We start from the raw sequence: 16249 nt of genomic DNA on the forward strand, positions 1-16249 counted from the left end.
TGATGTACGACCTTCTGGTGGTGGGCGCAGGCCCGTACGGCCTGTCGATCGCGTCCCACGCCGCGGCCGCCGGGCTGAACCTGCGCGTGTTCGGCCGGCCCATGGCGTCCTGGCGGGACAACATGCCTCGCGGCATGTTCCTGAAATCGGAGCCGTGGGCGTCCAACCTCTCGGACCCGGCCGGGCGTTGGCGCCTGGACGCGTACTGCGCCGAGCAGGGCCTGACGGCACGGCACGCCAAGCCCATTCCGGTCGAGGCGTTCGCGTCGTACGGCCTGTGGTTCGCGCGCAATGCCGTGCCGGAGGTCGACGAGCGCACGGTGAGCCGTGTGACGCCCGTGCCCGGCGGTTTCTCGGTGGTCACCGAGGACGGGGAGGAGCTGCACGCGCGGACGGTGGCGCTTGCGGTCGGTGTGATGCCGTTCGTCGAGGTGCCGCAGGCCCTGCGCGGACTGCACCCCGCGCTGGTGACGCACAGCAGCCACCACAGCGACCTCGACCGCTTCCGCGGCAAGGACGTCACCGTCATCGGCGGCGGCCAGGCGGCTCTGGAGACGGCGGCGCTGCTGGCCGAACAGGGCACGCGGGTACGGGTGCTGGCGCGGGCGGAGCGGCTGGTGTGGAACGATGTGCCGCCGCCCTGGGAGCGCCCCTGGTGGCAGTCGGTCCGCTCCCCGCACAGCGGCCTCGGCCCCGGATGGAAGAACTGGTTCTACTCCGAGCGCCCCAACCTCTTCCGGCGTCTGCCGGAGCCGACCCGGGCGCGTATCGCGACCACGGCACTGGGGCCGGCCGGAGCGTGGTGGGTGCGCAGCCGGGTGGAGGGGGTCGTGGAGGTGCTGCCGGGTCACGAGGTCGCCGCGGCCAGTGCGGTGCCGGGCGGCGTACGGCTGGACACGGTGAGCCGCGCGGGCGCCCTGCGCGCCCTGGAGACCGAGCACGTCATCGCCGCCACGGGGTTCCGGGCGCGCTGCGACCGGCTCGGGCTGCTCGCCGCGGAGCTGCGCGGATCGCTGGCGGCCCTGCCCGACGGCTCCCCGGTGGTCGGGCGGGACTTCGAGTCCTCGCACCCGGGCCTGTTCCTCGCGGGACTGGTGACCGCCTCCGGCTTCGGCCCGGCCATGCGCTTCGTCCACGGAGCGACCTTCACGGCGTCGACGCTCGTCCGAGGGGTACGTCGCCGGCTCAGGACGACCCCGACGGGCGGGACGGTTCCCGTACCGGGAGGCGCCGTCCGCAACGCGCCGCCCTCGCCGGTGCGCCGCTGACGTGTACACGAACGGCCGGGCCGCTGACGGCGAGTCAGTCGTCAGCGGCCCGGCCGTGCGCCGGTGGCTACCGGTGGGAGGCGACGCGGCTGCGGCGGTACAGCATCACCCCGCCCGCGATCATCGCGGCGCTGACGGCCGAGGCCGCCAGCAGTTCCTCACTGCCGGTCTCGGCCAGCTGCGGCGGCTTGGACGTGCCGGGCTGCTCACCGCCGGTCTTGGGCGGCTTGTTGTCCCTGTGCTTGGCCGGAGGCGTGTGACGCGGCTTCTCACCGGCGCGCGGAGGAGGCGGCGTGTGCTTGTCGACGGCCGGAGGCGTGTGGTGCGCACGCGGCGGCGGAGGCGTGTCGTCCTCCTCGCCGTAGCCGTCGTCGTCGCTGTGGCCGTGGCCGCCGTCGTCCCCGTCGTCGTCGCCGTACGAGCCGTTGATGCAGGAACTGCCGAGCGCGTGGCCGAGCCCCGCGATCGTGGTGACGGTGTTGCCGCACAGGTTCACCGGCAGCTCGATCGGCACCTGCACGGTGTTCCCGGACAGCAGGCCGGGAGCGTCCTTGGCGACGGCTGTCGCGTCCGTGTCAGCGAGGGCGGGGCTGCCGTACAGGGACAGAAGGCCCGTGGCGGCGGCCGCCACGAACACTCCCCTGTTCAGGGTCTGGCGCAATGTGGTTGTCCTTCTGCTGGAAGAAATGGGAAAGCCGACCCTGGAACGGAGATCGACGTCCAAGGCCGGCCACTGCCGATCGCCGGGTTCAGCGCGATGATGAAATTGACCGATGTCGCATGCTGTACTGCTTCATCAACCCGGCACCTGAGAATTGGGTTTCGCAGGTTCACCCGGTTGGACCGCGCTGAAAAGGGAACGGCAGTCACTTCTCCGGCTAGGACACCACGTCCTTGCGGGCGAACCCCCGGAAGGCCAGGGCGAACAGCACGAGTGCGTAGGTGATCGACAGGGACGTGCCCTGGATCATGTCGGACCATTCCAGTTGGGGCCGGACGGCGTCCAGCCAGGCGTACTGCCAGTGCGCGGGCAGGAAGTCGCGCCAGTCGCCGAGGGCCGTCACCTCGTCGAGGACGCTGCCGATGATGGTCAGGCCGACGGCGCCGCCGACCGCGCCCAGCGGCGCGTCGGTCCTGGTGGACAGCCAGAACGCCAGGGCCGCGGTGACCAGTTGGGACACGAAGATGTAGGCCACGGTGACCGCCAGGCGCTGGGCGGCGGTACCGAAGGGCAGTGTGCCGCCGGTGGGGAGCTCCAGCGGGCCGGTGCCGTACGCCGCCATGCCGACGGCGAGCGCGACCAGGGGCAGCAGCACGAGTGCCCCCAGGCTGAGGGTGAGCCCGACGGTGAGCTTGGACCACAGCAGACGGGCGCGGGGCACGGGCGCCGCGAGGAGATAGCGCAGGGACGACCAACTGGCCTCCGAGGCGACCGTGTCACCGCAGAACAGTGCCACGGGGATGACGAGCAGGAAGCCCGCGGAGGCGAAGAGGTTCACGGCGGCGAAGTTCGCCCCGGACGCCGTGGCCGTGTCCATCAGGTTGACGCGGTTGTTGCCGCCGCCCGGTTCTCCGCCGACCTGGAAGGCGATGAGCAGGATGAACGGCAGGGCGAACAGGATCCCGCCCATGACCAGGGTGCGCCGCCGCTTCAGCTGCCGGACCAGCTCGACCCTCAGGGGCAGCGTGCGGCCGGCCCGGTAGCCCTCGGCGCGCTCGGCGAGCGTGCTCATGCTTCAGCTCCGATCAGGGTGAGGAAGGCGTCCTCCAGGCGGCGGTGGGGGCCCACCGATTCCACGGGCACTTCGAGCCGTACGAGTTCGGCGACCAGGCGGCGTGCGGTCCCGTCGGCGTCGAGCTGCACCAGGAGGCCCTCGTCGGTCCGTACGGCCGAGGCGACGCCGGGCAGTGCGGCCACCTTCTCGACCACGGGCTCGTCCACGGGGGCGGCCGTGCCCACCAGCAGCGTGTCGCCCGATCCGATGATCTCGGCGACGGGGCCCGCCTGGACGAGCCGCCCCTTGTCCATCACCACCAGGTGGGTGCAGGTCTGCTCGACCTCCGCCAGCAGGTGGCTGGAGACGATCACCGTGCGGCCGGCCGCCGCGTAGCGGATCATCACCTCGCGCATCTCGCGGATCTGGGGCGGGTCGAGGCCGTTGGTCGGCTCGTCGAGGATGAGCAGGTCGGGCAGGCCCAGCATGGCCTGGGCGATGGCGAGGCGCTGGCGCATGCCCTGGGAGTAGGTGCGCACGGCGCGGGCGAGCGCGTCGCCCAGGCCCGCGATCTCAAGGGCCTCGTCCAGGTGGGCGTCCTCGGGCGGGCGGCCGGTCGCCCGCCAGTACAGCTCCAGGTTCTCCCGGCCGGACAGGTGCGGCAGGAAGCCCGCGCCCTCGACGAAGGCGCCGACGCGGGAGAGCACCGGGGCGCCCGGCGCGATCGCGTGGCCGAAGACCCGGATCTCGCCGCCGTCCGGCTTGATCAGGCCCATCAGCATGCGCAGTGTCGTCGTCTTCCCGGCACCGTTCGGACCCAGCAGGCCCAGCACCTGGCCCTGCTCCACGCGGAAGGACAGGTCCCGGACCGCGTAACGGTCGGCCGACTTCGCGTACCGCTTGGTCAGGTCGGTGATCTGCAGGGGGACTTCGGCCAGCGCGGGGTCGGGGGCGGGCGTCGCCGTGCGGCGGCGGGCCGTCAGCACCAGGGCCAGGGCGATCGCGGCGCCGGTGAGCGGCAGCCACCACACCCACGCGGGCAGCTGGGACGCCTGGTCCGCGCTGCCGAGTGCCGTCGGCACCTTCAGGTCGCCCTTGAGGGAGACGGTGTACGTCGCCGGTTGCGCCGGGGAGGCGTAGCCGAGGTCGGTGGAGGACAGCACCAGCCGCAGACGGTGGCCGTCGTCCACCTCGTGGTCGACGGCCGGGAGCGTGATCCTGACGTCCTTGCCGGCCTTCGCGCCGGTCACCCTGATCGGCTCGACCAGCTGGGAGGGCAGCACCTGCCCGCTGCGGCCCGGGCCGACGTCGTACACCTTGGCGAAGAGCACGGCGTCGTCGGTCGTCGACTTCACATGGACGGTCACCGTCGGCGACCCGGTGATCTGGAGGTCGTCCCGGAGGGGCGCCGAGTCGAAGGCGGCGAACTGGCCCGGGAAGTCGAGGGAGACCCCGACACCGAGCGAGGACAGCTGGGAGAGGCCCTCGGCGCCGCCGAGGCCGGGCAGGGCGGAGACGGCGGGCGGGTTGGCGCCGGCCGGGTTGTCGAAGCGCTGCTCGCGCCCGGTGAGGGGGATCGCGCGCGGCTCGCCCTCCAGGCCCGGGTACGTGTCCGCGTTCACGCCGCTCAGCCGTGGCTCCCCGTCTCCGGTGCCGGTGCCGAGGGTGCGGGTGACGCGGAAGGCCGGTCCGGTGTCGGCGCCCTTGTCGTCCTTCAGGTAGCGGTCGAACCACGCCTCGACGCGGCCCTGGACGCGGCTCGTCTCCAGGTCGCCGCCGTCGTGCCCGCCCGCGATCCAGTCGACGTCCACGGGGGCGCCGCCCGCACGGATCGCCTTGGCCGCGGCGTCGGCCTGGCTCAGGGGGAAGAGCGAGTCGGTCTGGCCCTGCACGAGCAGCGTGGGCACCTTGATGCGGTCGCCGACGGCCGACGGCGAGCGCTCCTGAAGCAGAGCGCGGGCCTGCGCGTCCGGGGTTCCGGACTCGGCGATCCGCTCGTACATCCGGCACAGCTGCGCCTCAAGCCTGTCGCAGCCGCCACCGGAGTTGACGAAGATGCCGGCCCACAGCTTCTTGAAGACGCCGTTCGGGAACAGGGCGTCCGCCAGGTTCCAGTACGTGATCGCCGGGGCGATGGCGTCGACCCGGTCGTCGTGTCCGGCCGCCAGCAGCGCGATCGCTCCGCCGTACGAGGCGCCGGCCACGCCCACCCGCGGGTCGCCGGCCTTGTCGAGTTCGACCTGGGGCTGTTTCGCCAGCCAGTCGATCAGCTTCGAGACGTCGGCGACCTCGCCCTTGGGATCGTTCAGCCCGATCTTCCCGGTGGACCTGCCGAAGCCGCGCGCCGACCAGGTCAGCACCGCGTACCCGTCCCTCGCGAGGCTCTGCGCCTGCTGCCGTACGTCGTCCTTGCTGCCGCCGAAGCCGTGCCCCAGCAGGACGGCCGGGCGGCGGCCGCCGGAGGCGGTGGTGAAGTACGAGGTGTCGATGCGCACCCCGTCCCCCACGGCCATGACCCGGTCGGTGCGGTGCACCGGGGGCGCGTCACCGGAGGCGACGGCCGACCCCACCATCCAGGTACCGGCACCGGCGAGCACGACGACGGCGGCCCCGGCGGCCAGCAGGCGCCGGGGCCGCCGAAGCAGCCCGCGCAGTCCGGGCAAGCGAAGATCCATGCGTCAACGGTACGGGGTCGACCTGTCGGGAAGGTGTCGACCGGAGACCGAACTCCGGGCCCTCCCACGGGCGTACGGGGCCGCTGCCGCGTACCGCGTCCGCGGTACTCAGTGGTTGCGCGGGAAGCCCAGGTCGACCCCCGCCGGGGCCTCCGACGGGTCCGGCCAGCGGGTGGTGACGACCTTGCCGCGGGTGTAGAAGTGCGTGCCGTCGTTGCCGTAGATGTGGTGGTCGCCGAAGAGGGAGTCCTTCCAGCCGCCGAAGGAGTGGTAGCCGACGGGGACCGGGATGGGGACGTTGACGCCGACCATGCCGGCCTCGATCTCCAGCTGGAAGCGGCGGGCGGCGCCGCCGTCCCGGGTGAAGATGGCGGTGCCGTTGCCGAAGGGGGAGGCGTTGATGAGGGCCACGCCGTCCTCGTACGTCTCGGCGCGCAGCACGCACAGCACCGGGCCGAAGATCTCGTCCTGGTACGCCTTCGCGGTGGTCGGCACCTTGTCGAGCAGGGAGATGCCGATCCAGTGGCCGTCCTCGTAGCCGTCCACGGTGCAGCCGGTGCCGTCGAGGACCACTTCGGCGCCCTCGGCCGCGGCGCCGGTCACGTACGACGCCACCTTGTCACGGTGTGCCTTGGTGATCAGCGGTCCCATCTCGGAGGCCGGGTCGTCGCCGGGGCCGATCTTGATCTTCTCGGCGCGCTCGCGGATCTTCTGCACCAGCTCGTCGCCGATCGCGCCGACCGCCACCACCGCGGAGATGGCCATGCAACGCTCGCCCGCCGAACCGTAGGCCGCCGAGACGGCCGCGTCCGCCGCCGCGTCCAGGTCGGCGTCCGGGAGGACCAGCATGTGGTTCTTGGCGCCGCCGAGGGCCTGGACGCGTTTGCCGGCCGCGGAGGCGGTGGTGTGGATGTAACGGGCGATCGGGGTCGAGCCGACGAAGGAGACGGCCTTGACGTCCGGGTGAGCGAGCAGCCGGTCCACGGCGAGCTTGTCGCCGTGGACGACGTTGAAGACGCCGTCCGGCAGACCGGCCTCGGCCAGCAGTTCGGCGAGGCGGACGGACGCCGACGGGTCCTTCTCGCTCGGCTTCAGCACGAAGGTGTTGCCGCACGCGATGGCCAGCGGGAACATCCACATCGGCACCATCGCCGGGAAGTTGAACGGCGTGATGCCCGCGACCACGCCCAGCGGCTGCCGGATCGCGGCCACGTCGACGCGGCTGGCGACCTGCGTCGACAGCTCGCCCTTCAGCTGCACGTTGATGCCGCACGCGAGGTCGACGATCTCCAGGCCGCGCGCCACCTCGCCGAGGGCGTCGGAGTGCACCTTGCCGTGCTCGGCGGTGATCAGCTCCGCGATCTCGTCGCGGTGCGCGTCCAGCAGGGCCCGGAACCTGAACAGGATGGACGTGCGCTGGGCCAGCGAGGACTGGCCCCACGTCAGGAAGGCCTCCTTGGCGGCGGCGACGGCCGCGTCGACCTCCTCCACCGACGCGAAGGCGACCTTCGTGGTGATCTCGCCGGTCGCCGGGTTGGTCACCGGCCCGTACGTACCCGAGGCGCCTTCGGCGGTCCTGCCGCCGATCCAGTGATTGACGATCTTCGTCATGGCCGAGAACTCCTTCACAGATGGCGGCGCCGGCTGGACACATGCCGTTCGTACAGCTCACGGGCCTTGACCGCGGACGGTCGGGTCGCGGTCTCGGCCACGGGTACATCCCACCAGGCCTGTGCGGGAGGCGCGCCCGACACAGTGTCTGCCGTTTGGGTCTCCACGTAGACACATGTGGGAGTGTCGGCGGCCCGGGCCTGAGCGAGCGCCTCGCGCAGGTCCCGTACGGTCTTCGCGCGCAGCACCCGCATGCCGAGGCTGGCCGCGTTGGCGGCGAGGTCCACCGGGAGCGGCGCCCCCGTGTACGTGCCGTCCTCGGACGGGAAGCGGTAGGCGGTGCCGAACCGCTCGCCGCCCACCGTCTCGGACAGGCCGCCGATGGAGGCGTAGCCGTGGTTCTGGACGATCAGGATCTTGATCGCGACGCCCTCCTGCACGGCCGTCACGATCTCCGTCGGCATCATCAGATACGTGCCGTCGCCGACCAGCGCCCATACGGGCCGGTCGGGGGCCGCGAGCTTCACGCCGATCGCGGCGGGGATCTCGTAGCCCATGCAGGAGTAGCCGTACTCCAGGTGGTACTGGTCGGCCGACCGTGTCCGCCACAGCTTGTGCAGGTCGCCGGGGAGGGAGCCGGCCGCGTTGATGAGGATGTCCGACTCGTCGACCAGCGCGTCCAGCAGGCCGAGCACCTGCGGCTGGGTCGGCCGTATGTCGGGTTCGTCGGCCTCGTAGCAGGCGTCGACGCGCTGCTCCCAGCGCTCCTTGTCCTCGGTGTACTCGGTGGCGTAGGCGTCGGCGACCTCGTACGCGTGCAGCCGCAGGGCGTCGGTCAGCTCCTGCAGGCCGCTGCGGGCGTCCGCGACGAGGGGCAGGCCGGCCAGCTTGTGGCCGTCGAAGGGGGCGATGTTGAGGTTGAGGAAGCGGACGCCCTCGCCGGTGAACAGGGTGCCGGAGGCGGTGGTGAAGTCGGTGTAGCGGGTGCCGACGCCGATGACCAGGTCGGCGGTGCGGGCGAGTTCGTCGGCCGTCGCCGTGCCGGTGTGGCCGATGCCGCCGACGTCCTGGGGGTGGTCGTGGCGGAGCGAGCCCTTGCCGGCCTGGGTGGAGGCGACCGGGATGCGGGTGGCCTCGGCGAACTCGGCGAGGGCCTGCTCGGCGCGGCTGTGGTGGACGCCGCCGCCCGCGATGAGCAGGGGCCGGCGCGAGGCACGGATCGTCCGTACCGCGTCGGCGAGTTCGGTGGGGTCGGCGCCCGGGCGGCGTACGGCCCAGACGCGCTCGGCGAAGAACTCCTCCGGCCAGTCGTACGCCTCGGCCTGCACGTCCTGCGGGAGGGCGAGCGTCACCGCGCCGGTCTCGACCGGGTCGGTGAGCACGCGCATGGCGTTCAGGACCGACGGGATCAGGGCCTCGGGCCGGGTGATGCGGTCGAAGTACCTCGACACCGGGCGCAGGCAGTCGTTGACCGACACATCGCCCGCGTACGGGACTTCCAGCTGCTGGAGGACCGGGTCGGCGGGGCGGGTGGCGAAGACGTCACCGGGCAGGAGCAGGACCGGGAGGTGGTTGATGGTCGCGAGGGCGGCGCCCGTGACCAGGTTCGTGGCGCCCGGGCCGATGGAGGTGGTCACGGCGTGCGTGGACAGGCGGTTCGACTGGCGGGCGTAGCCGACGGCCGCGTGGACCATGGCCTGTTCGTTGCGGCCCTGGTGGTACGGCATGACGTCGGCGTACTCGACGAGCGCCTGGCCGATGCCGGCCACGTTGCCGTGGCCGAAGATGCCCCAGGTCGCGCCGATCAGCCGCTGCCGTATGCCGTCCCGCTCGGTGTACTGGGCGGACAGGAAGCGGACGAGCGCCTGCGCGACCGTGAGCCTCGTCGTTGAGGTCTGCACCGTCATCGGTAACCCTCCGTGTGGTCCAGGTGGAAGCAGATCCGCCATTCCCGTACGGCTCAGCCGCCCCGTACGACTCGACGGCCCATGTCGTTCCCTGCTGAGACCTCCGGCGCGGGGCCGTAGCGGGCGGGGAGTCGTCGCTCGCACTTCGCTCCTGCCAAAGCAAAGCGGCCACCCGCGCCGGAGGCGATCTGGGCCCGGGCGTCACGGGGCGCGTACGCGACGTCGGTGACCCCGCTGAACACGCTCTCCGGGCCTGGGATTTGGACCCCTTGGTCCGTTGTGTCGGCTATGTGCACGGTACTTCCGCCATGCGGCGGGCGCACGATCCACTCGCTGCCGCCGGTGGCGAACTGGTGTGTGTCGCTGATCATGAGGCGGCCCTCAGAGCAGTCCGACGGCGGTGTCCACGGCGGCCGCCACGTCACCGTCCGCCGGGTACAGCAGCGAACGGCCGACCACCAGGCCGCGGACGGTGGGCAGTTGCAGGGCGCCGCGCCACTTCTCGTACGCCCCGTCCTGGTCGTCACCGACCTCGCCGCCGAGGAGGACGGCGGGCAGCGTCGAGGCCGCCATGACCTCGGCCATGTCGTCGGGGTTGTCGGTGACCGGGACCTTCAGCCAGGTGTAGGCGGAACTGCCGCCCAGACCGGAGGCGATGGCGATGGACCTGGTGACGGCGTCGGCGGAGAGGTCGTTGCGGAGCTTGCCCTCGTCCGTGCGGCGGCTGATGAACGGCTCGACGAAGACGGGGAGCCGGCGGGCGGCCATGTCGTCGATGGCGCGGGCCGCGGAGTGAAGGGTGTTGAGGGAGCCCGGGTCGTCGTAGTCGATCCGCAGCAGCAGCTTGCCCGCGTCGAAGCCGAGGCGCTCGATGTCCTGCGGGCGGTGGCCGGTGAAGCGGTCGTCGAGTTCGAAGCGGGCGCCCTGGAGGCCGCCCCGGTTCATCGAGCCCATCACGACCTTGCCGTCGAGGGCGCCGAGCAGGAGCAGGTCGTCGAGGATGTCGGCGGTGGCGAGGACTCCGTCGACGCCGGGCCGGGACAGCGCCAGGCAGAGACGTTCGAGCAGGTCGGCGCGGTCGGCCATGGCGAGGGCGCGGCGGCCGACGCCGAGGGCACCGCGGGCCGGATGGTCGGCGGCGACGATCATCAGGCGGCCGGTCTCGCCCAGCAGCGGCCGGCGGACGCGGCGGGCGGCGGCCTCGGCGATCGCCTCCGGACGGTGGGCGCGGAGGCGGACGAGCTCGCAGACGTCGACGGTCATTGGACGGCCCCCGCGGTGAGCGCCGCTTCCACCTCGTCCGGGGTGGGCATCGCGGACGAGCACTCCAGGCGGGAGGCGACGATGGCGCCGGCGGCGTTGGCGTGCCTCATGGTTCTCTCCAGGTCCCAGCCTTCCAGGAGGCCGTGGCAGAGGGAACCGCCGAAGGCGTCGCCGGCGCCGAGACCGTTGAGGACGTGCACCGGGAGCGGGGGCACCTCGGCCGACTCGCCCTCGCCGCTGACGGCGAGGACGCCCTTGGGGCCCTGCTTGACGACGGCGAGGTCCACACCGGCGTCCAGGAGCGCGCGGGCGGCGGCGTGCGGTTCGCGGACGCCGGTGGCGACCTCCACCTCGTCGAGGTTGCCGACGGCGACGGTGGTGTGCTTCAGGGCCTCGGCGTAGAAGGGCCGGGCGGCGTCCGGGTCGCTCCAGAACATGGGCCGCCAGTCTAGGTCGAACACCGTGGTGCCGGACTTGGCGCGGTGCGCGAGGGCCGCGAGGGTCGCCGTACGGCTCGGCTCCTCGCTCAGGCCGGTGCCGGTGACCCAGAAGATCCGGGCGTCGCGGATGGCGTCGAGGTCGAGCTCATGGGCGTCGATCTCCAGGTCGGGGGCCTTGGGCCGCCGGTAGAAGTACAGCGGGAAGTCGTCCGGGGGGAACACCTCGCAGAAGGTGACCGGGGTGGGCAGGCCGGGGACGGGGGTGACCCAGCGGTCGTCGACGCCGAAGCCGCGCAGGGCCTCGTGGAGGTAGGTGCCGAAGGGGTCGTCGCCGGTGCGGGTGATCACCGCGGTGTGACGCCCGAGCCGCGCGGCGGCGACCGCCACGTTCGCCGCCGAACCGCCGAGGAACTTGCCGAAGGACGTGACCTGGGACAACGGGACGCCCGTCTGCAGCGGATAGAGGTCCACTCCGATCCGCCCCATGGTGATCAGGTCGTACGCCATCGGCTCCCCTTCACATCGGCCCTCCCGGCTTTGTAGCCCCGCTCACGCAGCCCTGTCAATGTTTTGTCCGGACATTCTGACCAGACCTGCCTGTCAATGCGCCACGCACACCAGTCGGCGGGTGGCTTTGCTGCACTTGCGTCACAAACGCCCCCGTCTCGTCACACATGTCGCATGGAAGCGGACCTTCCGTCACATCCGCGCACGGGCCCTGTCCTGCTCTGACCGCATGTCGTTGACCGGGCGCAGGCTTGTTGATCGCCGGCGCAGCGCCCGGCTCCCCCGGACGGCCTTCCCCCGGCCGCCGCCGTGGTGCACGCAAGGAGGCACACCTCATGACCGACCAAAGGCTCTGGACCTACAAGGACATCGCGGCGCACATCCGGGTGCAGCCGGACACCGTGCGGTCGTACCGCAAGCACGGCCTGTTGCCCCCGCCCGACCTCGTGGAGGGCGGCAAGCCCTACTGGTACGCGGACACGATCCGGGCATGGGTGGCGTCCCGCCCGGGCAACCGGCCCCGCCGGGACGACTGACCGGTGACGCCCCGTGATTCTCCTCCGTGTGCCCCGCGGCTCACCCTTCGAGCGGGGCGTCTCAGCTCCACGGCTCGACGACCGTGACCCCCGCGCCCGGCGCCGTCCCCATCGCGGCCAGCGCGGCCGGGACCGCGTCCAGCGCGATGGTGGACGTCACCAGGAGGTCGGGGCGCAGCACGCCCGCCCGGACCAGCTCCAGCATCGGCGGATATGTGTGCGCGGCCATCCCGTGACTGCCCAGCAGTTCGAGCTCCAGGGCTGTCGCGCGGGCCATCGGGACGGGCGTGGTGCCACTCGGCGAGGGCAGCAGGCCGACCTGGACATGACGGCCGCGGCGACGCAGGCCGGCCACGGACGCGGCGCAGGTGGCGGGTGAGCCGAGGGCGTCGAGGGAGAGATGGGCACCGCCACCGGTGAGGTCGCGCACCGCCTCCGCCGTGTCCCGCGTACGCGACGCGTCCACGCACTCGGTCGCCCCGAAGGTCCGCGCCAGCTCCAGGGCGCGTGGCGATATGTCGACGGCGACGACCCGGGCGCCCGACGCCGCGGCGATCATCACCGCCGACAGGCCCACTCCGCCGCAGCCGTGCACCGCGACCCACTCCCCCGCCGCCACGCGGCCTTGCTGCACCACCGCCCGGAACGCCGTGGCGAACCGGCAGCCGAGCGAGGCCGCCGTCGGGAACGACATGTCGCCGGGCACGGCGACGAGGTTCACGTCGGCGTGGTCGAGCGCCACGAACTGGGCGAAGGAGCCCCAGTGGGTGAAGCCCGGCTGGGTCTGCCGTTCGCACACCTGCTGGTCGCCCGCCGCACACGCACCGCAGCTGCCGCAGGCGCAGACGAACGGCACGGTGACCCGGTCGCCGGGCCGCCAGCCGGTCACCCGGGCACCCACCTCCTCGACGACCCCGGCGAGTTCATGGCCGGGAACGTGCGGCAGTGAGACGTCCGGGTCGTGGCCCTGCCACGCGTGCCAGTCGCTGCGGCACAGGCCGGTGGCCTCGACACGGACCACGACGCCGTGCTCCGCGGGCCGGGGGTCCGCCACCTCCCGCACCTCGGCCGGCTCGCCGAACCGCTCACACACGACCGCCCGCATTCGGCCCCTCCTTCTCCCGCCCAGCGCTTCCCGGCGCTCCCGGCGCTCCCGGCGCTCCCGGCGCTCCCGGCGCTCCCGGCGCTCCCGGCCGAACGCTATCCGGGCGCCCCCACCTTGTCCCGGCTGCCCTCCTTCTCCACGGCCGGCCCGGCCGGCTCCCCCTCGCTCAGGCCGAACCGTGCGTGGAAGCGCCGCAGCGGGACCGGGGCCCACCAGGTGGCGCGGCCCGTGAGGCGCATGACCGCGGGGACCAGGAGACTGCGGACGATCATCGCGTCCATCAGGACCGCCAGCGCGATGCCCAGGCCGAGCATCTTGGTGTTGGTCACGCGGGAGGTGCCTATGGCGACCATCACCACCGCCAGGATCACCGCCGCCGCCGTGATCAGCCCGCCGGTGCGCTGCAGCCCGTGCCGCACCGCCTGGTCGTGGTCGCCGCTGTGGTCGTACTCCTCCTTGATCCGGGAGAGCAGGAACACGCCGTAGTCCATGGACAGACCGAAGGCCACGCAGAACATCAGGACCGGGAGTGTCGTCTCTATGGAACCGGGGCTGGTGAAGCCCAGCAGACCGGACAGATGGCCGTCCTGGAAGACCCACACGACCGCGCCGAACATCGCCGTCAGGCTGAGCGCGTTCAGCACCACCGCCTGGAGCGGTATCAGGACGCTGCCGGTGAGGAGGAAGACCAGGAGCAGGGTGACGATGGTGATGAAGACGACCGCCGTCGGCAGGCGTTCGCCGATCGCGTCCTTGGAGTCGACCAGGACGGCCGCCGCGCCGGTCACCTTGGTGTCGAACGGGGCCCGGACATCGCGCAGCTCACCGACCAGGCGCTGGGCGGGTTCGTCGACGGCCTCGCCCTCGGGCAGCACCGTGAAGTACGCCGAGTCGCCCTTGACCAGCGGCCCGTCGACCCGCAGCACCTCGGGCAGGCCGGCGATCCGCTCCTTGTAGGCGGCGTACTGCGCCTGGGTCGCGCGGCCCTCGGCGAGGACTTCGAGGCCGCCGCCGGGGCTGCCCGGGAAGCCCTCCCGGATGTGCTGCTGCACCGTGTGCGACTCGGCGGTCGAGGGCAGCTGACGATCGTCGGCCGTACCGAACTTCACGCCCAGGAAGGGCAGCCCGAGCAGGACGAGAACGGCCGTGGTGCCCAGGGCGAAGAAGGGTGCGCGGCGCATGACGAGCGTCGCCGTGCGCGCCCAGGCCCTGCCCTCCTCGCGGGAGCCGGAGACCCCTGAGGACTCGGCGGACTCGGCGGCCTCGGCGGACTCGGCGGGCTTCGGCTGCCGGCCCCGCCGGAACGGGCGCCGCAGGTCCAGGGAGTCGACCCGGTGGCCGAGCAGCACCAGGGCCGCCGGGAGCAGGATCAGCGCGGCCGCCGCGGCGAGCAGAACCACCGCGATCCCGGCGTAGGCGAAGGACCGCAGGAAGTACTGGGGGAAGAGCAGCATCGCCGCCAGGGACACCGCGACCGTGAGGGCGGAGAAGAGCACCGTGCGGCCGGCTGTGCGCAGGGTCGTGCCCACCGCGGTCAACGGCTCGGCGCCGGTGGAGAGTTCCTCGCGGAAGCGGCGGACGATGAACAGGGCGTAGTCGATGGCGAGGCCCAGGCCGAGGGCCGTGGTGAGGTTCAGCGCGAAGACCGACACGTCGGTGAGCTCGGTGAGGCCGCGCAGTACCGCGTTGGTGCCGAGGATCGCGACGATGCCGATGCCGAGCGGCAGCAGGGCCGCGATCGCGCTGCCGAAGACCATCACCAGCAGCACCAGCGTCACCGGCAGGGCGATCAGCTCCGCCCGGGTCAGATCCTCCTGGATGATCGTCTGCATCTCGTGCCGCACGGCGACCGGGCCGCCGACGCGGACCTCCACCACCCCGTGCTCGCCCCGGTAGGAGGGTGCGAGGCGGTCCAGGGTCTCGCCCATGGCCTTCTCGTCGCCGGTGATGCGGGCGGAGATCAGCGCCTCGTGTCCGTCCTCGGCGCGCAGCGCGGGGGCGCCGGACTGCCAGTAGGAGCCGACGCCTGTCACGCCCCGCTCCCCGGCCAGGCGCGCGGCGAGCCGCCTGGCCTCGGCGGCGACGGCCGGGTCGTCGACCGAGGCGCGGCCCGCGTCGACGAGGAGCAGGAGGTTGGGCTGGGAGTCCGGGAAGGCGCGCTCCAGGGCCTTGGTCGCGTAGGTGGACTCCGCGTTCGGGTCCTCCCAGCCGCCGGCGCCCAGGCGGTCGGCGACACCACTGCCGGCCACCACCGCGAGTGCGGTGAGCACCAGCGCGACCACCAGAGACAGCCGTGGCCGGGCAGTGACGAAGCGGGTCCAGCCTCGGACGGGCGGCGGCTTGTTGACTTCGGTCATCGTGCGGTGTCCCCTTCACCTGATCCGTGCTGAGCGCAGGCAGGCAGCACGGGCCGTCGTTGCCATAGACTGGCAAACACGAGTGATCGCTCGCGTTTCATCAGAATGCGAGCGACTGCTCGCGTTTGTCAATCGCGTTCGGAGAGCTGGGGACAACCGCGTGACCGACAACCAGGAGAAGGAGCGACCCCGTCGCCGTCAGGCCCGCGGCGAACGGCGGATCGCTCAGCTGCTCGAAGCGGCCGCCTCCGTCTTCTGCACGACCGGCTACACGGCCGCGAGCACCAACGCCATCGCCCGCGAGGCGGGCGTCTCACCGGGCACGCTGTACCAGTTCTTCCCGAACAAGGAAGCGATCGCGATCGAACTGGGCAGCCGGCTCATGCACGAGATGCGGGAGACGTACGGGGAGGCGCTGGCGCCGGTCGACCCCGCGACCCCGCTGGAGGAGGCCGTAGGCGCCGCCGTCGACCGCTTCATCGACTTCAACTGCCGGCACCCGGTGTTCTTCGCCCTGATGCACGGCCCCGACATCCCGGGCCGGATCGCCGAGGAGCACGACGCGCTGTACGCGACCCTGATCGCGAGGGTCGAGGCGCTGCTCGCCTCACTCCTGCCCGAGGCGCCCGCCGCCGAGGTCACGCGCACCGCGCACGTCTGCCTGGGTATCTACAAGGCAGGCCTGGAGCTGGTCCTCGCACACCAGGGCGCCGAGCGGGAGGCGTACGTACGGGAACTGAAGAACGTTCTCCTCCGCTACCTCGCACCACTCGTCGGCGACCGATCGGAGGGGCGGACGGACCCCCTTTGGTCGGGTACCCCCTAGGGGTATAGTCTGGAACAGATGACCCCCTCGGGGGTCACT

General features: G+C 72.3%; 12 protein-coding genes and 1 pseudogene. 3 read left to right on the top strand and 10 right to left on the bottom strand.

The window, feature by feature from the left end; translation table 11 throughout:
- Positions 1-2: 2 nt before the first annotated feature.
- Positions 3-1268 carry an NAD(P)-binding domain-containing protein gene (locus tag NW895_RS18095; protein WP_289937017.1) on the top strand — a complete coding sequence of 422 codons (1266 nt, stop codon included), beginning with the start codon at positions 3-5 and terminating at the stop codon, positions 1266-1268.
- A 67-nt stretch (positions 1269-1335) separates the two neighbouring features.
- On the opposite strand, the gene NW895_RS18100 is transcribed toward NW895_RS18095, so the two are convergent.
- The 8 genes and pseudogenes from NW895_RS18100 to iolC form a co-directional block, all read right to left on the bottom strand.
- On the bottom strand, positions 1336-1929 hold the full coding sequence (locus tag NW895_RS18100) for a chaplin (protein WP_289936741.1): 594 nt from the start codon (positions 1927-1929) through the stop codon (positions 1336-1338).
- A 217-nt stretch (positions 1930-2146) separates the two neighbouring features.
- Entirely contained in the window at positions 2147-3001 is an 855-nt protein-coding gene (locus NW895_RS18105) for an ABC transporter permease (RefSeq protein WP_289936742.1), read from the bottom strand.
- A complete protein-coding gene (locus tag NW895_RS18110) occupies positions 2998-5658 on the bottom strand; it encodes a CocE/NonD family hydrolase (RefSeq protein WP_289936743.1) in 2661 nt (886 codons plus the stop codon). Before NW895_RS18110 ends, NW895_RS18105 begins: the two co-directional genes overlap by 4 nt.
- A 108-nt stretch (positions 5659-5766) precedes the next feature.
- Positions 5767-7269 (bottom strand): CoA-acylating methylmalonate-semialdehyde dehydrogenase, encoded by a 1503-nt coding sequence (gene mmsA / locus NW895_RS18115; RefSeq protein ID WP_289936744.1) that lies wholly within the window; start codon positions 7267-7269, stop codon positions 5767-5769.
- 14 nt (positions 7270-7283) lie between these two features.
- A complete protein-coding gene (gene iolD / locus NW895_RS18120; RefSeq protein ID WP_289936745.1) occupies positions 7284-9176 on the bottom strand; it encodes a 3D-(3,5/4)-trihydroxycyclohexane-1,2-dione acylhydrolase (decyclizing) in 1893 nt (630 codons plus the stop codon).
- A gap of 98 nt (positions 9177-9274) precedes the next feature.
- A pseudogene (locus NW895_RS18125) lies at positions 9275-9547 on the bottom strand (5-deoxy-glucuronate isomerase); the annotation flags it as partial.
- Between the two features lie 10 nt (positions 9548-9557).
- On the bottom strand, positions 9558-10439 hold the full coding sequence (locus tag NW895_RS18130; protein ID WP_289936746.1) for a deoxyribose-phosphate aldolase: 882 nt from the start codon (positions 10437-10439) through the stop codon (positions 9558-9560).
- Positions 10436-11386, bottom strand: a complete 951-nt coding sequence (iolC, locus tag NW895_RS18135; protein ID WP_289936747.1) for a 5-dehydro-2-deoxygluconokinase — start codon at positions 11384-11386, stop codon at positions 10436-10438. The genes NW895_RS18130 and iolC overlap by 4 nt, the downstream gene beginning before the upstream one ends.
- A 335-nt stretch (positions 11387-11721) precedes the next feature.
- Here iolC and NW895_RS18140 point away from each other — a divergent pair, with 335 nt between their 5' ends.
- Positions 11722-11922: a MerR family transcriptional regulator gene (locus NW895_RS18140; protein WP_289936748.1), complete on the top strand. Its 201-nt coding sequence runs from the start codon at positions 11722-11724 to the stop codon at positions 11920-11922.
- A 61-nt stretch (positions 11923-11983) separates the two neighbouring features.
- Here NW895_RS18140 and NW895_RS18145 read toward each other — a convergent pair whose 3' ends face one another.
- Both NW895_RS18145 and NW895_RS18150 read right to left on the bottom strand, forming a co-directional pair.
- Positions 11984-13027, bottom strand: coding sequence for a zinc-dependent alcohol dehydrogenase family protein (locus NW895_RS18145; protein ID WP_289936749.1), 1044 nt, complete (start codon positions 13025-13027; stop codon positions 11984-11986).
- 95 nt (positions 13028-13122) lie between these two features.
- Positions 13123-15384, bottom strand: coding sequence for an MMPL family transporter (locus NW895_RS18150; RefSeq protein WP_289936750.1), 2262 nt, complete (start codon positions 15382-15384; stop codon positions 13123-13125).
- 160 nt (positions 15385-15544) lie between these two features.
- Here NW895_RS18150 and NW895_RS18155 point away from each other — a divergent pair, with 160 nt between their 5' ends.
- Positions 15545-16210, top strand: a complete 666-nt coding sequence (locus NW895_RS18155) for a TetR family transcriptional regulator (protein ID WP_289936751.1) — start codon at positions 15545-15547, stop codon at positions 16208-16210.
- Positions 16211-16249: the final 39 nt, after the last annotated feature.

Origin of the sequence: Streptomyces sp. S.PNR 29 (assembly GCF_030386795.1) — a bacterium.
Taxonomy (GTDB): Bacteria; Actinomycetota; Actinomycetes; order Streptomycetales; family Streptomycetaceae; genus Streptomyces.